Origin of the sequence: Prescottella equi (assembly GCF_002094305.1) — a bacterium.
In the GTDB taxonomy this organism is placed as follows: Bacteria; Actinomycetota; Actinomycetes; order Mycobacteriales; family Mycobacteriaceae; genus Prescottella; species Prescottella equi.
In genome coordinates this window covers 17,648-34,449 of sequence record NZ_LWTX01000004.1, presented here as the reverse complement: position 1 = coordinate 34,449, position 16,802 = coordinate 17,648, and the positions used below count along the sequence as shown (strand labels likewise).

Annotated in this window: 12 protein-coding genes; 7 read left to right on the top strand and 5 right to left on the bottom strand. The window is 68.7% G+C overall.

The genetic code is table 11. The features are described from left to right. Window positions 1–3 precede the first annotated feature (3 nt). The 5 genes from mltG to A6I89_RS12320 form a co-directional block, all read right to left on the bottom strand. A complete protein-coding gene (gene mltG, locus A6I89_RS12340) occupies window positions 4–1,455 on the bottom strand; it encodes an endolytic transglycosylase MltG (protein ID WP_022595712.1) in 1,452 nt (483 codons plus the stop codon). Further along, window positions 1,452–2,012 carry a Holliday junction resolvase RuvX gene (gene ruvX / locus A6I89_RS12335; protein WP_022595710.1) on the bottom strand — a complete coding sequence of 187 codons (561 nt, stop codon included), beginning with the start codon at window positions 2,010–2,012 and terminating at the stop codon, window positions 1,452–1,454. The genes mltG and ruvX overlap by 4 nt, the downstream gene beginning before the upstream one ends. Window positions 2,013–2,014: 2 nt before the next feature. Further along, on the bottom strand, window positions 2,015–4,687 hold the full coding sequence (gene alaS, locus A6I89_RS12330) for an alanine--tRNA ligase (protein WP_005513463.1): 2,673 nt from the start codon (window positions 4,685–4,687) through the stop codon (window positions 2,015–2,017). Window positions 4,688–4,838: 151 nt separating this feature from the next. Next, on the bottom strand, window positions 4,839–6,245 hold the full coding sequence (locus A6I89_RS12325; RefSeq protein WP_013415906.1) for a replication-associated recombination protein A: 1,407 nt from the start codon (window positions 6,243–6,245) through the stop codon (window positions 4,839–4,841). Window positions 6,246–6,290: 45 nt separating this feature from the next. Continuing rightward, window positions 6,291–6,944 (bottom strand): TetR/AcrR family transcriptional regulator, encoded by a 654-nt coding sequence (locus A6I89_RS12320; protein WP_005513465.1) that lies wholly within the window; start codon window positions 6,942–6,944, stop codon window positions 6,291–6,293. A 194-nt stretch (window positions 6,945–7,138) separates the two neighbouring features. Here A6I89_RS12320 and A6I89_RS12315 point away from each other — a divergent pair, with 194 nt between their 5' ends. The 7 genes from A6I89_RS12315 to A6I89_RS12285 all read left to right on the top strand — a co-directional run bounded on the left by A6I89_RS12315 (window position 7,139) and on the right by A6I89_RS12285 (window position 16,754). Further along, complete coding sequence (locus A6I89_RS12315) at window positions 7,139–7,945, top strand: TauD/TfdA dioxygenase family protein (protein ID WP_005513467.1); 807 nt, start codon at window positions 7,139–7,141, stop codon at window positions 7,943–7,945. Between the two features lie 43 nt (window positions 7,946–7,988). Beyond that, window positions 7,989–8,954: a TauD/TfdA dioxygenase family protein gene (locus A6I89_RS12310; protein ID WP_022595705.1), complete on the top strand. Its 966-nt coding sequence runs from the start codon at window positions 7,989–7,991 to the stop codon at window positions 8,952–8,954. Window positions 8,955–9,175: 221 nt separating this feature from the next. Next, window positions 9,176–11,506, top strand: a complete 2,331-nt coding sequence (locus tag A6I89_RS12305) for an arylsulfatase (RefSeq protein WP_022595703.1) — start codon at window positions 9,176–9,178, stop codon at window positions 11,504–11,506. 188 nt (window positions 11,507–11,694) lie between these two features. Continuing rightward, window positions 11,695–13,269: an ABC transporter substrate-binding protein gene (locus tag A6I89_RS12300; protein ID WP_022595701.1), complete on the top strand. Its 1,575-nt coding sequence runs from the start codon at window positions 11,695–11,697 to the stop codon at window positions 13,267–13,269. Between the two features lie 6 nt (window positions 13,270–13,275). Beyond that, window positions 13,276–14,235: an ABC transporter permease gene (locus tag A6I89_RS12295; protein ID WP_022595699.1), complete on the top strand. Its 960-nt coding sequence runs from the start codon at window positions 13,276–13,278 to the stop codon at window positions 14,233–14,235. Continuing rightward, window positions 14,232–15,098, top strand: coding sequence for an ABC transporter permease (locus A6I89_RS12290; RefSeq protein ID WP_044990945.1), 867 nt, complete (start codon window positions 14,232–14,234; stop codon window positions 15,096–15,098). Before A6I89_RS12295 ends, A6I89_RS12290 begins: the two co-directional genes overlap by 4 nt. Window positions 15,099–15,119: 21 nt before the next feature. Next, window positions 15,120–16,754 (top strand): ABC transporter ATP-binding protein, encoded by a 1,635-nt coding sequence (locus A6I89_RS12285; protein WP_022595697.1) that lies wholly within the window; start codon window positions 15,120–15,122, stop codon window positions 16,752–16,754. The last annotated feature ends 48 nt before the right edge of the window (window positions 16,755–16,802 follow it).

Below are 16,802 nucleotides of genomic sequence, written 5' to 3'. Positions count from 1 at the left end.
CGATCACCTTCCACTGTCGAGAATGCCGCTCTTCTGGGCCAGTTCGATGTTCGCGAGGTGCTCTTCGTAGCTACGGGTGAAGAGCGTCGTGCCCTTCTTGTCGATCGTCACGAAGTACAGGAAGTCACCGGGCGCCGGATTCTCCACCGCGCGAAGCGCATTGATGCTCGGGGACGCAATCGGCGTCGCGGGCAGGCCCGGCATGGCGTACGTGTTCCACGGCGTGACCCGGGCACGATCGGCGTCGGTGGTCGCGACCTCCGTCGTGTCGAGTGCGTAGTTGACCGTCGAGTCGAACTGCAACGGCTGGGCGACCGCAAGCCGGTTCACCACCACCCGCGCGACCTTGTCGAAGTCCGAGGGCAACGCCTCGCGTTCGACGAGCGACGCGACGATGAGCATCTGGTACGGCGCGAGCCCGACGTTGCCACCCGCGCTCTCGAGTCCCGTCGCCTCGTAGCTCTCCGCGCTCGAACTCACCAGCTGCCGGAGAATCTCGGCGGGGGTCTGCGTGGGATCGAAATCCCAGCTGCCCGCGGCGATCAGACCCTCGAGCTGGCGATCCCGGTCCGGGACGTTCGCCACCGCTGCCTGCGCCCAGTCCGGCACGCCCAGCGCCGCGAGGTCCGGGCCCGCGCCCGCCTCGTTGAGCTGGTCGTAGGTGAGGCACTTCTGCGCGTCCGCCGGGCCGACACAGCTGGCCTCGGCGATGAGGGTGTATATGCCTTTCTTCACCGCGCCGGTCTGCACGTCGCGAGTGTCGTGGAGCTGACGCCCCTCCGAGATCACCAGCGCGCCGACACGGGCGTCCGGCGACACGAGCGCCGACACCGCGTCCGAACCGGAAATCCGGGTGGAAATCGAGTAGTAGCCGGGCTGCACCGCACTCATCGCATCGTTGCGCAGCGCCGCCCGATAGAACGCGGCCTCGCTTTTGACGACGTCCTTCGCGGCCATCTCGTCCGCGATCTGGTTCGCCGTGTCGCCGGGATGCACCTGCACGACCACCTCGGGACCGCCCGGGCCCGCGTAGTCCGCGACATCGCGTCCGGAGACCTTGTCGTACACCGCGACCGCGGCCGCGCCCATGCCGCCGAGGAGCACCGCGCCGGCCAGCACGCCGATGATGCGGCCACGCCGCTTGCGGCGCGCGGCGGCCTGGAGTCGACGGGCCTCGCCGCGGCTGATCGGGTGGGTGCCGACCGCGGTCGGCAGGGCGCGGCGCCCGTCGTCGTACTCGTACCTGTCGTACTGGGGCTCGTATCCGTAGTCCGAGCCGTAGTCCGATGTGTGGTCCGAGGTGTAGCCCTGGTCGACGTCCGAGGCCCGGCCCCGGTCGTACGCCGGTTCGTACGGCCGGCTGTACTCGTAGCCGTAGTCGCCGTCGTGACCACCCGCGTACCGCGAGTCCGACTCGTACTCGGGACGCCCCGACGGCGGCCGTTGATCACTCACAGGGCGTCTCCCGTGGGTCGATCGCCTTCTTCCGGATCCGACACGTTCACCGCTCTGCTCCGCTCGTCCAACCATCCCTGCAAGATCGCCACCGCCGCGGCCTGATCGATCATCGGCCGCTGACCCTTGGCCTTCACCCCGCTCTCGCGCAGTGCGCGCGACGCCGTCACCGTCGTCAGACGTTCATCGGCCATCCGCACCGGGACAGGCTCGACGGCACGCCGGAGTCGCCGCGCGAACGCGGACGCCAGGTCTGCGGCCTTGCCGCGTTCACCTCGCAGGGTCTGCGGCAGACCGACGATAACCTCGACGGCCTCGTACTCCTCGACAATCGCGACAATCCGCCGGATGTCCGGCGCGTCGGGGCCCTTCTCCTTCGAGCGCGGAACGGTCTCCACCGGCGTCGCGAGGATGCAGTCGGGGTCGCACGAGGCCACCCCGATCCGCACACTCCCGACGTCGACTGCGATCCGACGCCCGCGCCCGGGGTCGTCCGCCCCAGGCCGGTCGGGACCCGACTGGGCGGAACGGTCGGGACCCGACGAGACCGGGGGCACCGCTAGGAGTTTCCTGCCAGCTCGGCGACCCGGCCCCGCACGCCCTCGAGCGCCGCCGGGATTCCGGAGACGTCGGAGCCGGAGCCCTGCGCCATGTCCGCCTTGCCGCCGCCGCGGCCACCGATCTGCGGGCCGAAGCTCGACACCAGCTCACCGGCCTTGATGCCGAGATCCTGGGCCGCCTTGGTGGTGGCGACGACGAACGGCACCTTGCCGTCGGCGTTGCCGAGCAGCACCACCACAGCGGGCTGCGTGCCGAACCGGCCCCGGATGTCGCTGACCAGACCACGCAGGTCGTTTCCGGCGACACCGTCGGGTGCCTGCTCGGCGACGAGAAGCACCTCGCCGAAGCGGTGCGCCTTGTCGACGAACGTGCCCGCCGACGCCAGCACCGCGGCCGCCTTGGTGGCCTCGAGTTCCTTCTCGGCCGCCTTCAGCCGCTCGACGAGTGCCTCGACACGACCCGGGACCTCCTCCGACGGCACCTTGAGCGACGACGCGACCCCGGCGAGGAGCGCGCGCTCCTTGGCCAGGTAGCGGTACGAGTCGAGACCGACGAACGCTTCGACGCGTCGCACGCCGGAGCCGACGGAGGACTCACCGAGCAGCGTGACCGGACCGATCTGCGCCGACGTCTGCACGTGCGTGCCGCCGCACAGCTCCATCGAGAACGGTCCGCCGATCTCCACGACGCGCACCTCGTCGCCGTAGTTCTCGCCGAAGAGCGCCATCGCGCCCATCTGCTTCGCCTTGTCCAGATCGGTGACGAAGGTGTTGACCGCGTGGTTGGCGGCGACGGCCTCGTTGGTGACGACCTCGATCTCCTGCTTCTGCGACTCCGACAGCTGGCCCTGCCAGTTGAAGTCGAAACGCAGATAGCCCGGCTTGTTGAGCGAACCGGCCTGAACGGCATTGGGGCCGAGCACCTGTCGCAGCGCGGCATGCACCATGTGGGTGCCGGAGTGGCCCTGCGTCGCGCCCTTGCGCCACTCCGGGTCGACCTGCACGAGGACGACGTCGCCCTCGGTGATCTGTCCCTCGGTCACCGAGACCTTGTGGACCCATACCTTCTTGGCGATCTTCTGCACGTCGTTGACCTTGACCCGCAGACCGTTCGCGGTGATCGTGCCGATGTCGGCGATCTGGCCGCCCGACTCCGCGTACAGCGGGCTGCGGTCGAGGATGACCTCGACGTCCTGGCCGGCGGTCGCCGTGGGGACGCGCACACCGTTCGAGATGAGCGCCAGCACGTGCGCCTCGGACACCAGCTCGTTGAAGCCGGTGAACTCCGTGGCGCCGCGGTCGACGAACTCCTTGTAGACCGTGAGATCGGTGTGCGCGTGCTTGCGTGCCTGCGCATCCTCCTTGGCTCGCTTCCGCTGTTCGGCCATCAGCGAGCGGAAGCCGTCCTCGTCGACGCTCAGGCCGGCCTCGGCCGCCATCTCGAGCGTCAGGTCGATCGGGAAACCGTAGGTGTCGTGGAGCACGAACGCCTCGTTGCCGCCGAAGACCTTCCTGCCCGCGGCCTTCACCTCGTCGGCCTCGGCCTCGAACATCTTCGAGCCGGCCGCGATGGTGCGCAGGAACGCGGTCTCCTCACCCACGGCGACACCGACGATGCGGTCGAAGTCGGTGGCGAGTTCCGGGTACGACTGGGACATCGTGTCGCGCACGACGGTCACGAATTCGCGCATGCTGGGCTTCTCGGCGCCGAGCAGCTTCGCCGACCGGATGATGCGCCGCAGCAGGCGGCGGAGCACGTAGCCACGGCCCTCGTTGCCCGGGTTGACGCCGTCGGCGATCAGCATCACAGCGGTACGCGCGTGGTCGGCGATGACGCGGAAGCGGACGTCGGCCTCGGGGTCGGTGCCGTACGTGCGGCCCGACAGCTCCTCGGCCTTGGTGATCACGGGACGGACCAGGTCGGTCTCGTAGACGTTGTCGACGCCCTGCAGCAGGAACGCGACACGCTCGACACCCATACCGGTGTCGATGTTCTGCTTGGGCAGCGGGCCGAGGATCTCGAAGTCGTCCTTCCCGGTGCCCTCCCCTCGCTCGTTCTGCATGAACACGAGGTTCCAGATCTCGAGGTAGCGGTCCTCGTCGGCCTCGGGGCCACCCTCGGCACCGTACTCGGGACCGCGGTCGTAGTAGATCTCCGAGCAGGGGCCGCACGGGCCGGGCACGCCCATCGACCAGTAGTTGTCGGCCATGCCACGGCGCTGGATGCGCTCGTCGGGGATGCCGGCCTCTTCCTTCCAGATGTCGCGGGCCTCGTCGTCGTCGAGGTAGACGGTGACCCACAGCCGCTCGGGATCGAAGCCGTAGCCGCCGTCCTCGACGCTGTTCGTCAACAGCGCCCACGCATGCTTGATCGCGCCGCGCTTGAAGTAGTCGCCGAAGCTGAAGTTGCCGGCCATCTGGAAGAACGTGTTGTGGCGGGTGGTGACGCCGACGTTCTCGATGTCACCGGTGCGCACACACTTCTGCACGCTGGTCGCGGTGTCGTAGGGCGGAGTCTGCTGGCCGAGGAAGAACGGCTTGAACTGCACCATGCCGGCGTTGACGAACAGCAGGTTCGGATCGTCGAAGATCAGCGAGGCGCTGGGCACCTCGGTGTGGCCCGCCTTGACGAAATGGTCGAGGAAGCGCCTACGGATCTCGTGGGTCTGCACCTGGGTTCGTCCTAACGTATGTCCGTCGAAATGTCACAGTGTTCGGCAAGCAGATATCGGCACCGAGGCGCGAATCAGCCATGGGCAAGCTTAACGCCCCGGCGCTCGCCATTTATTCGGCGGCGACCGAGGTGGTCGACCGAACCGCGGATCAGCGTCCGCGCACGATCCTCCGGAGCTTCCCGACCCGCGCCGAGATCTCCCTCTCGGCGCCGTGAGTGGTCGGTTCGTAGTAGTCGACACCCACCAGCTCGTCCGGCGGGTACTGCTGTGGAAGGACACCGTCGGCGTGGTCGTGCGGGTACTTGTAACCGACCGCGTTCCCGAGCTGGGCGGCGCCGGCGTAGTGACCGTCCCGCAGGTGCGGCGGCACGAGACCTGCCTTACCGGCCGCGACGTCCGCCATCGCCGCGCCCAGCGCCGCGATCACCGCTCCGGACTTGGGCGCGGTCGCGAGATGGATGGTGGCCTGCGCCAGGGCGAGCCGCGCCTCCGGCATCCCGATGAGCTGCACCGCCTGCGCCGCGGCGGTCGCGGTCTGCAGCGCCGTCGGGTCGGCCATGCCGATGTCCTCGCTGGCATGCACGACGAGCCGGCGGGCGATGAACCGCGGATCCTCCCCTGCCGTGATCATCCGGGCCAGGTAGTGCAGCGCGGCGTCGACGTCGGAGCCACGGATGGATTTGATGAACGCGCTGATGACGTCGTAGTGCTGGTCGCCGTCGCGGTCGTAGCGGACGGCAGCCTTGTCGACGCTCGATTCGACGGTCTCGAGGTCGAGCAGCGCCGGGCGCTCGTCGGTCCGATCCAGCGCCGTGCCGGCCGCCGCTTCCAGGGCGGTCAACGCCCGGCGCGCGTCACCGGCGGCCAACCGGACCAGGTGCTCGAGCGCGTCGTCGGCGATCTCGACGGAGCCGCCGAGCCCCCGCTCGTCGGCGCGGGCCCGTTCGATGACCAGCCGGATGTCGTCGGACGTGAGGGACTGCAGCTGCAGCACCAACGACCTCGACAGCAGCGGCGAGACCACCGAGAACGACGGGTTCTCCGTGGTGGCCGCGACGAGCAACACGATGCGGTTCTCGACCGCGGCGAGCAACGCATCCTGCTGGGTCTTGGAGAAGCGATGGACCTCGTCGATGAACAGGACCGTCTGCTCACCCTGGAGCAGGCGTCGGCGGGCCAGTTCGATGACGCCCCGCACTTCTTTCACACCCGCCGACAGCGCAGACAACGCCTCGAACTTGCGGCCGGTGGCACCGGAGATGAGCGACGCCAGCGTGGTCTTCCCGGTGCCGGGCGGGCCGTAGAGCAGCACCGACGAGGCGCCGGAGCCTTCGACGAGACGGCGCAGCGGGGCCCCCGGTGCGAGCAGATGCTGCTGGCCGACTACCTCGGACAGCGCCGCGGGCCGCATCCGAACGGCCAGCGGGGCCCCGGGATGAGACGTCGGCGCCGAGCGCGGAACCGACGTGAGGGGCTCGGGTTCCGGCTCGGCGGCGGGGGCCTCGAACAGGCCCGTATCGCTGCCCGGGTCCGTGTCGCCGAAGAAATCAGTCACGCCCCGACGCTACTAGCCGACACCGACGCACCGAGCCGGCTGCACTCAGGAGTGAGCGCGCGCACGGAGGGTCTCGTCGGACGTCGGCGCACGCAGCAACCCCACCCAGGCGTCGATGCACGCCGAGAGCTCGCCGCGATCGGGGGACCCGCTCGAGCGGGCGATTCGCGCCAGCGTCCGCAGCGCGCTCTCGTAGACCATCATGATCCGCTGCAGGCGGACCTCGTCCCGAAGATCATCGAGGGCCTCGCGTAGAGCCTGGTCCACGGCGAGGCCACTCGCGGTCACGGTGGGATCCGCGGAGCCGAACACGCTTCCCAGGATCTCGGCGTCCAGCAGCCGGTCGAGCAGGCCGACGTAGTGATTTCCCTCGCGCACGCTGTCGGCGAGCGGTTGCACGAGGCACCACAGGGCGTCGCGAACGGTCAGCCGACCGTCGGCGGTCCTCCGCTCGCCGATCATCCGCTCGCGGTGCGCGTTGACGGCCGGCAGGCGGTGCTCGAGGACCGCTTCGAGCAGTTTCTCCTTCGACCCGAAGTAGTAGCCGATCACCGATGCATTGTGTTGACCTGCGGCACTGCGGATCTCGGCGAGCGTGACGGCGTCGTAGCCGCGCTGGGCGAACAACCGTTCGGCTGTCTCCACCAGGAGGACGCGCGTTTCCTGGCCGGCGCTGTAGCGGCCGCGTCTGGCAGTCATGGCTGCTCACCCTAATCGCGTCGGATCTCGGGTCGACGTGCCGACGCCGAAGCGCGTCCTGCGCTCACGAATATCGCGCGGCCGCCGATCTGTAAACCCCTGGACGCACACGGAGCGAATCCATTCCAGAAATTAATACTCGGCAATTACTTTGACGATCATCCCAGTCCCCCACACAGATTCGAGGACGACCGATGACGACACTCGAAGCCGCCACGGTGACCGTCACACCGTTGGCCGGAGCGATCGGCGCCGAGGTGCGCGGTCTCCACGTGGCCGCCCTGTCCGGCGCCGACGTCGAGCTCGTCCGGACGGCCCTGCACGACCACGGGGTGCTGTTCTTCCCCGAGCAGGGCGTCGACCCCGCCACCCACCGGGCTTTCGCGCAGCACTTCGGCGACATCGTGTATCCGCACGAGCACCTCGCTCACCTCGGCGACGAGGGCTACCGCGAGATCAGTGTGATCAGCACCGACAACGGCAGCGCCTACCAGGCCAACCGTTGGCACTGCGACGTCGCGTGGAGAGCCGAGCCGTCACGTTTCAGCATCCTGCACATGCAGGTGCTCCCGGAGGTCGGCGGCGACACGCTGTGGTCCAACCAGTACGCGGCGCTCGACGCACTCTCGCCCCCGATCCGCGAAGCGCTGTACGGACTCACTGCGACGCATCGGATCGCGCCACTGCCGAACGTCCCCGAGGCGAGGCACCCGCTGGTGATCCGGCATCCGGAGACAGGACGCGAGGCGCTGTTCGTCAACGACCTCTTCACTTCCGCGATCGACGGGGTCACCGAGGACGAGAGCCGGGCGCTGCTCGGACTGCTGAAGACGGTGTCGATCAGGCCCGAGTTCACCGTCCGCCGCCGCTGGAGCGTAGGGGACATCGCTGTCTGGGACAACCACTTCGTCCAGCACAACGCCATCTACGACTACGGCGACGAGCCGCGTCGGATCCATCGCATCGAGGTCGCGCCCGAGGCACCCGTCCCCGCGCGCTGACACAGCACAGGCCGTACCCGTCACCCACAGCAGAGGAGCAATCGTGACCACCGTCGAGACCCGCCCGTCCACCGCGCACGACATCTACGCCGCCGGCGGCATCACCGTCACCCGACTCGGCGAGAACATCGGCGCCCTGATCGAGGGCGTGCACGTCTCCGGGGACATCCCCGCCGAGACCGCGTACGCGATCCGCTACGCCCTCGCCGCGAACAAGGTCGTCGTCTTCCGCGGCCAGCACCACGTCACCGACGACATCCAGTACCGGTTCGCCGGCACCCTCGGCTCGCAGACCACCACCCATCCGACGCTGACGTCCGAGGACAACCGGACGCTCGTCATCGAGGGCGCCGCCAACAGCTGGCACACCGACGTCAGCTTCGTCGACCGGATCCCGAAGGCATCGATCCTGCGAGCGGTCGACATCCCGCCCTACGGTGGCGCCACCACGTGGGCCTCGACCACCGCGGCTTACGAGCAGCTTCCCGCCCCCCTGAAGGCCCTCGTCGACAGCCTGTGGGCGGTGCACTCGAACGAGTACGACTACGCAGGCGTACACGCCGACCGCAAGGGCATCGCGGTCAACCGTCACGAGACGATGCAGAACTTCACGCGCCTGAAGTTCGAGATCGAGCACCCGGTCGTGCGCGTGCATCCCGAAACCGGCGAGCGGTCGCTGCTCCTCGGTCATTTCGTCAAGAACTTCGTGGGACTCAAGACCAACGAGTCGGCTGCACTGTTCCAGCTCCTGCAGGAGCGCGTCGTTCGGCTCGAGAACACGTTGCGCTGGGCCTGGGCGCCGGGCGATCTGGTGATCTGGGACAACCGCGCGACCCAGCACTACGGCATCGCGGACTTCGGCACCCACAAGCGCAGCGTGCACCGGGTGACCCTGGCCGGCGACGTCCCGGTATCGGTCGACGGGGATGCCAGCCGCATCCTCACCGGCGACGCGTCGCATTTCTCGGTCGTCGACACCCCCGACCGTTTCCCCGGCTTCGACGCCTGACCCACCTGGACCGGGGAAGGAACCGAGCGCAATTCACCTTCGGCGCCTTCGCGACGGAGGAGAATTGCGGCACCGCGGCGCACTTCTCGAATCCGATTCGCCACCGGTCGTCACCCGCGGCGGCTCGACGTCAGCGGCAGCAGCTTCAGCACCTACCGGGCGAATTCCCGGACCTCTCGGACCGGCGCGCGACGGTTCGTTCAGAACAGAGGAGAGCCCCGATGGATCGCACTCAGCTACCGATTCACCTCACCCCGGAGACCGTCGACGCCGCGCACGACGTCCGCGATCAGCAGGTGCCCTTCCCCGGGCCCCCGAGAGTGACCGCACCCCAGGGTGCACCCAACGTGCTGGTGATTCTGCTCGACGACATGGGCTTCGGTGCCTCGTCGGCCTTCGGCGGGCCGTGCTCGATGCCGGTGGCCGAGCAGTTGGCGGCCGACGGGCTGAGGTTCAACCGCTTCCACACCACGGCGATCTGCTCACCGACGCGGGCGGCGCTGCTCACGGGGCGAAACCACCACAGCGTGGGAATGGGAGTCGTCACCGATTTCTCCTCCAGCGCACCGGGCTACACGGGTGTCCGACCGCTGGACGCCGCTCCGCTGGCGCGGACCCTGCGGGAGAACGGCTACGCGACCGGCGTGTTCGGCAAGTGGCACCAGATCCCGCAGGACGAGATCACTCCCGTCGGCCCGTTCACGCACTGGCCGACTCGGGAGGGCTTCGACACCTTCTACGGGATCATCGGCGGGGCCGACGATCAATTCCACCCGAACCTGTACTCCGGCACCGCGCAGGTGGAGCCGCCGTCGACGCCGGAGCAGGGTTATCACCTCTCCGAGGACCTCGTCGACAAGACCAGGGACTGGATCCGATCGGTGCGCGACGTGGACAAGGACCGTCCCTGGTTCGCCTACCTGCCCTTCGGCGCCACCCACTCCCCCTTCCAGGTTCCGGATTCGTGGCGGGACCGGTACCGCGGGAAGTTCGGCCACGGCTGGGACGCGCAACGTGAGCAGACCCTCGAGCGGCAGAAGGAGCTGGGCGTCGTCCCGCCCGGCACGCTCCTGTCGCCCTGGCCCGACGGCGCCCCGCACTGGGACGAGCTCGACGACGACGGTCGCGTCGTCGCGGAACGGCTCATGGAGATGTACGCGGCGTTCGCCGAGCACACCGACGAGCAGGTCGGTCGGCTGGTCGAGTTTCTCCGCGCCGCCGGGGAGCTCGAGAACACGGTGGTCTTCTACATCCTGGGCGACAACGGCGCGTCCTGCGAGGGACGCCTGACGGGCACGTTCAACGAGTCGCGGACCTACAACGGACTGCCGGAAACCGCCGCCGAGATTCGGGATCGCCTCGACGAGATCGGGGGTCCGACCAGCTACGTGAACTACCCCGTCGGTTGGGCCCTGGCGATGGACACCCCCTTCCAGTGGACGAAGCAGGTCGCGTCGCACTTCGGTGGAACGCGCAACGGGCTCGTCGTGCACTGGCCCAAGGGGATCTCCGATCGAGGTGGCGTCCGCACACAATGGCACCACGTCATCGACGTGGCACCGACCATTCTGGAGGCCGCCGGGATCCCGCATCCCGACCGGGTCGACGGGATCGCCCAGCGCCCCATCGAGGGCACCTCGATGCTGTACGCCCTGCGCGACGGCGCCGCGCCGGACCGGCACCTCACCCAGTACTTCGAGATCTTCGGCAACCGCGGGATCTTCCACGACGGCTGGACCGCGGTCACCAAGCACCGTTCTCCGTGGGACCTGTCGCGAACCGACCCCATCCCGTTCGACCAGGACACGTGGGAGCTGTACGACATCACCCGTGACTTCTCCCAGGCCACCGATCTGGCCTCCGAGTACCCGGAACGGCTGGCCGCGCTGCAAGAGCTGTTCCTGGAGCAGGCACGGCTACACCAGGTGCTGCCGCTCGACGACCGAGGCATCGAACGCATGGACGCGGCCGTCGCAGGGCGCCGCGTCCCCGACCTGGGCGGGCGGGTCACCGTGCCGGCCGGCACACGGCGACTACCGACCGCCGCATTCCCCAGCACATCGAACACGTCGTTTCGGCTGAGCGTGCCCGTAGTGGCCGACAGTGCCGAGTCCGACGGCGTTCTGGTGAGCCTGGGCAACTCCTTCAACGGGCTGTCCTTCTACGTCCGGGAAGGGGTGGTGACGTTCGCCCACAACCTGTGCAGTGTGGTCACCACGCACGTACGCGCCACCGAGTCGCTCGCGGCCGGCGAACACCTGCTCGAGTACCTGTTCGCCTATGACGGCGGAGGCATCGGGCGGGGCGGGACCGGTCGCATCCTCGTCGACGGTCGGATCGTCGGGGAGGGTCGCGTCGAACGCACGGCCCTGTTCGGGTCCGGTCGGCTGACGGTGGGTGCGAACCCGGGCACGCCGGTCACCTCCGACTACGCCCGCGGCGACGAGTACCGGTACACCGGTCGGATCGGCGAGGTCACTCTCGAGACCGAAGCAGCCGGCGGCCGGCCCACCGACGCTCAGCGGCTCGCGGCGGAGCTCGTCACGCACTGACCGCGCGACGGTCCTGTGAGCGGCCCTGTAAAGGATTCGACGCACGTGGATCCGATACCTCCGCAATTTAATTCCTCCCAATTACTTTGATCCTCGGAGCTTTTCAGCCCAGGCGCGCCGACATCCCGATCGACGCCCCCACCTCGCCCCTGCGAGTTCACCTCCACACGGCCCCGAAAGGACCCCCTGTGTTCAGCCGTCCCGCGCTCCCCCGGAGTCGCTCCCTACTGGGAGCCCTCGTCCTGTCCGTCGTCGGCGTCCTCGGCGCCGCGGGGTGCAACTCCGCGGTCGACCAGGCCGGCGCCGACACCCGTACCGAGGTCACGGAGGGCGGTATCCTTCGAATCGGTGACGGTGGTGATCTGACCCCCGCGTCGCTGTACTCGGGCGCCCCCGCGCAGGCCACCATCACCGGACTGGTCTACGACACCCTCATCCGCTACCCCGCCGACAGCCTCGATCCGCAGCCGAAACTGGCGACGTCCTGGACGGTCTCCGAGGACAAGCTGTCCGTGCACCTGGAGTTGCGCGACGACGTCACCTTCCACAACGGCAAGCCGTTCACCTCGGCGGACGTCGAGTCCAGCATCCGGACGTACGCCGATCCGGCCCGATCCGGGCAGCTCGCCCGCACAGCCGCCCTGGTCACGGGCTTCGACACCAGCGATCCGCACGCGATCACGCTCACGCTTGCCAGGCCCGCCGGCAACTTCCTCGACCTCTTCGACGTCATGCCGATCATCGACGTCGACACACTGCCCGACCTCGATACCGGCAAGGGGTACAACGGGACCGGTGCGTTCCGGTTCGCCGCCTGGAAGCCGGGAGCGTCGATCACGTTCGACGTCAACGAACAGTACTGGGACGGCGCGCCGCACCTCGACGGGGTGGAGTACGTCATCGTCCCCGACGCCCAGACGCGGGTGTCGCAGCTGCGCTCCGGCCAACTCGACCTGCTGCTCAACGTCGCGCCCCGCGACGCCGACCAACTGGGCGCCGATCCCGGTTTCCGGGTGGTCGACCAGACCGGTGTGCAGCGCACCGCCTACATCGGCGCCAATGTGCAGGCGCCGGGACTCGGCGACATCCGGCTTCGCCAGGCGATCGCCCACGCGGTGGATCGAGACCGGATCGTCGCCGACGTCTACCAGGGGCACGGGGATCTCGCCAACCTGCCGTGGCCGCAGTATTCGCCCGCATTCGACGCGGACCTGAACGGCACGTACGACCACGACACCGAGAAGGCCAAGGCACTGGTCGGCGAGGTCGGCAGCGTGCCGGTCATCCCCGTCGCCTACACGGCGGGATCCACCGAATCCGAGGCGGTCGCGCAGATCGTGCAGGCCGACCTCGCCGCGGTCGGGATCGAGACCACCCTCCAGCCCCAGGATCAGGCCACCACGCTCAAGAACCTGATCGCGGGCACCTACGGCGGCCTGTGGATCACCGAACACACCTTCGCGCAGTACACACCGGCAACCCTGCCCACCAGCGCCTACGTCTACAACGCGAACAAGAACACGTCGAACTTCATCGACCCCGGATACCAGGCCGCCGTCGAAAAAGTCTGGGGGATCACCGATCCGAGCAGTACTGACGCCGAGGACGCGTACCGCGCACTGAACACCGAGCTACTCGACAACGCCTTCGTGATCGGCCTGTTCAACCACGAGAACGAGCTGGCCGCGTCCGCCGCCCTCCAGGGCGTGGGCTGGACCAAGAAGGGCGAGCTCGACCTGAGCGACGCCTACCTGGGTGGGTGACCGACGATGCTGCGCTACAGCCTCCGTCGGATCCCGTCCGCGTTGATCGTGCTCGCCATCGGTTCGGTCGTGATCTTCACCCTGCTGCGGCTGGTACCGGGCGACCCGGCCCAGATCCTCGCCGGCCCCGACTCCTCTCCCAAAGCACTCGAGTCGATCCGTGACGACCTCGGTCTGACCGGCTCCCAAGTCGGCCAGTACTTCTCATGGCTCGGTGGTGTCGCTTCCTTCGATCTCGGGCATTCGCTGATTCTCGGTGGCGACATCGGCTCCCTGCTGCTCGACGCGCTCGGCAACACCGTCGTCCTCGCGGCGGCGGCGCTGCTGCTCGCCGTCGTCATCGCCTTCACCATGAGCACGGTCTCGGTGATCGTCGACCGGCGCTGGCTCAACAGCGTCGTCACCGGGTTCGGCACCGTGGCCGTCGCGATCCCCAATTTCGTCACCGGCACGATTTTGGTGGTGCTGTTCGGTGTGGTGTGGGCGGTGTTGCCCGCGGGAGGTGTGCCGAGGAGCGGCTTTCTCGACGACCCCGGAATCTCCGTGCAGTACCTGATCCTCCCCGCCGTGTGCCTGGCTCTGCCGATCGCAGCAGCGCTCACCCGGTTCCTCACCGAATCGCTGCGCAGCCAACTCGCCGAACCGTACGTCACCACGGCCCGCGCGCTCGGGATCTCACGCCGGCGCATCGTGCTGACCCAGGCCCTGCCCAATGCGCTGCCGTCGACGGTCACGGTACTGGGCATGCAGGTCGGGCATCTGCTCGGCGGAACCGTTCTCGTCGAGGCGATCTTCGCTTGGCCCGGACTCGGGCACCTGATCGAGCGGGCCATCTCGAGCCGTGACTACCCGGTGGTGCAGGTGATGCTGCTGTTCTCCGTCGGGTTGTTCGTCGCCGTCCAATTGATCACCGATCTCGTCAACGCCTGGCTCGATCCGCGCATCCGGCTGGGTGGTCACGCATGAGCGCAATTGTGGACGCCGCACCGGACGAGACCGCCGTCACCACCGATCGGCGCAGTCGCTGGGCCGCGTTGCGCACGGGTCGCGGGTCGGCCGGTGTGGTCCTGGTGACCATCGTTGCGCTCGCCGGCCTCGCTGCGCCCTGGCTCGCACCGTACGCACCCGACGAACAGACCGCCGGCGCGGCGCTGCTCGGACCGAGCGGTGAGCATCTCCTCGGCACCGACTCCGTCGGGCGCGACATCCTGTCCCGGACCCTCTACGGCATCCGGATCGATCTCGTAGTGATCTTCCTGGCGGTGCCGGCCGGAGCGGTGACCGGTTCGCTGCTCGGCCTCGCCGCGACCCGGGACGGCCGGATCGACACCGTTGTCCAACGCGCGTTCGACTTGATCCTCGCGTTCCCGACCATCGTCCTCGCGATCGCGCTCACGATGGTCATCGGTCCCGGCATCTGGACGATCGCGACGGTGATCGTGCTTGCGGAGATCCCGGTGTTCGGTCGGCTGACCCGGACGTCGGTGCTCACGGTACGGCAGGCGCCCTACGTCGAAGCCGCGAGAACGCTCGGAGCCGAGGAGGGATGGATCCTGCGCCGACACGTCCTGCCCAACTGCCTCGAACCACTGACAGTGCAACTCGCGCTGGCGATGTCGGTGGGGGTGTTCATCGAGGGAGCCATGAGCTTCCTCGGCCTCGGCATCACTCCGCCGGCCCCGTCGCTCGGTTCCCTCATCAAGGAGGGGACGCAGAATGCGTACCACTCACCGTTCTTCGTCGTCGGCCCCCTCGCGGTCGTCGTCGTCCTGGTACTAGGACTGCTCCTGATCTCGCAAGCCCTCGCCGCCCGGTCACGGCTGCGGTGAACCACCATTCCAAGGACTCTCGTGACCACTCGACTACTCGACATCCGCGACCTGACGATCGCCTTCGGGGCGGCACGACCCGCCGTCGATTCCGCCTCCCTCGACGTCGACCGCGGCGAGATCGTGGCCCTGGTCGGCGAATCCGGCTCCGGCAAGTCCATGACCGCCCGCGCGATCCTCGGTCTTCTGCCCGACGGCGCGACTCCCCGAGGGTCGATCGTCCTCGACGGCGCTGAAATGATCGGTGTCCCCGACGCCGACTTCGCCCGCGTGCGCGGCAACACGGTGTCGCTGATCTTCCAGGAGCCGCAGAGCGCGCTGAACCCCGTACGCCGCGTCGGCTGGCAGCTACGGGAGGCGATCCGCGCACACCGGAAGACATCGAGGGCAGGCGCCCGAGCGGCGGCAGTGGACCTGCTCCGGCAGGTGGAGATCCCCGACCCCGAGCGACGCGTGGACTACTACCCGCACCAACTGTCCGGGGGGCAGAAGCAACGGGTCGCGATCGCGCTCGCCCTGGCGGGCGAACCCGATCTGCTCGTCGCCGACGAGCCCACCACAGCCCTCGACGTGACGGTCCAGGCCGAGATCCTGGCGCTGCTCGACCGCCTGCGCACCCGAACCGGCATGGGCATCCTGCTCATCACTCACAACATGGGTGTCGTGGCGCAGCACGCCGACCGTGTCGTCGTCATGCGCGCCGGCCGGGTCGTCGAAACGGGCAGTGTGCACGCGGTGTTCGACGCCCCGACACACCCGTACACCCGATCCCTGCTGGCGGCGGTTCCGCGACTACCCGAGGAGGCGGCCGTGACGCCGCCTCCGACGTCCGGTGCCGATGTCGTGCTCGAGTTCGACGCGGCCACGGTCACGTACCCGGCACGGCACGGAAGTCCCGCCTTCCGTGCCGTCGACCAGGTGAGCCTCACGGTCCGCCGCGGCGAAGTTCTCGGGCTCGTGGGGGAATCAGGTTCCGGCAAGACCACCCTCGGGCGGGCCGCGGTGGGACTCGTACCGCTCACCGGGGGCCGGGTGCTGGTCGAAGGGCTCGATCTCGGCGAGATCACCGCCCGGCATCTCCGCGAACTGCGGCGCGACGTGGCGTTCGTCCAGCAGGATCCCGCGACCTCCCTCGATCCCCGGCTGACGATCGGCGCAAGTGTTCGCGAGCCGCTCGACGTGCACGGCGTCGGCTCCGCGGCCGACCGCCGCCGTCGCGTGCTCGAACTCCTCGACGCCGTCCGGTTGCCCGCCGCCTTCGCCGACCGCCTCCCGCACCAACTCTCGGGTGGACAGCGCCAGCGGATCGCGCTGGCCCGCGCTCTCGCGCTTCGGCCGAAGCTGCTCATCGCGGACGAACCGACGAGCGCTCTCGACGTGTCCGTGCAGGCCGAGGTGCTCGAATTGTTCACCGCGATCCAGCAGGACCTGGGGTTCGCATGCCTGTTCGTCAGCCACGACTTGGCGGTGGTCCACCAGGTCGCCGATCGGGTCGCGGTCCTGCGGTCCGGGTCGGTGATCGAGGCGGGACCGGTGGATACCGTGTTCACGACACCCCACGACCCCTACACCCGGGCACTGATCGACGCGGTGCCGTTGCCCGACCCGTCGCGTCGAGACGTCCGCTCCGCCGACCGGCAACCAGCCGCGGTGTGACGCCGAACGCGCGGACCGGGCAGGGCGCACGACGTCACCGCCGAAACG

Excerpts from the sequence above, each read along its gene's own strand:
- A6I89_RS12320 (WP_005513465.1), bottom strand. The coding sequence starts at position 6,944 with ATGACTGCCAGACGCGGCCGCTACAGCGCCGGCCAGGAAACGCGCGTC.
- A6I89_RS12315 (WP_005513467.1), top strand. The coding sequence starts at position 7,139 with ATGACGACACTCGAAGCCGCCACGGTGACCGTCACACCGTTGGCCGGA.
- A6I89_RS12305 (WP_022595703.1), top strand. The coding sequence starts at position 9,176 with ATGGATCGCACTCAGCTACCGATTCACCTCACCCCGGAGACCGTCGAC.
- A6I89_RS12295 (WP_022595699.1), top strand. The coding sequence starts at position 13,276 with ATGCTGCGCTACAGCCTCCGTCGGATCCCGTCCGCGTTGATCGTGCTC.
- A6I89_RS12290 (WP_044990945.1), top strand. The coding sequence starts at position 14,232 with ATGAGCGCAATTGTGGACGCCGCACCGGACGAGACCGCCGTCACCACC.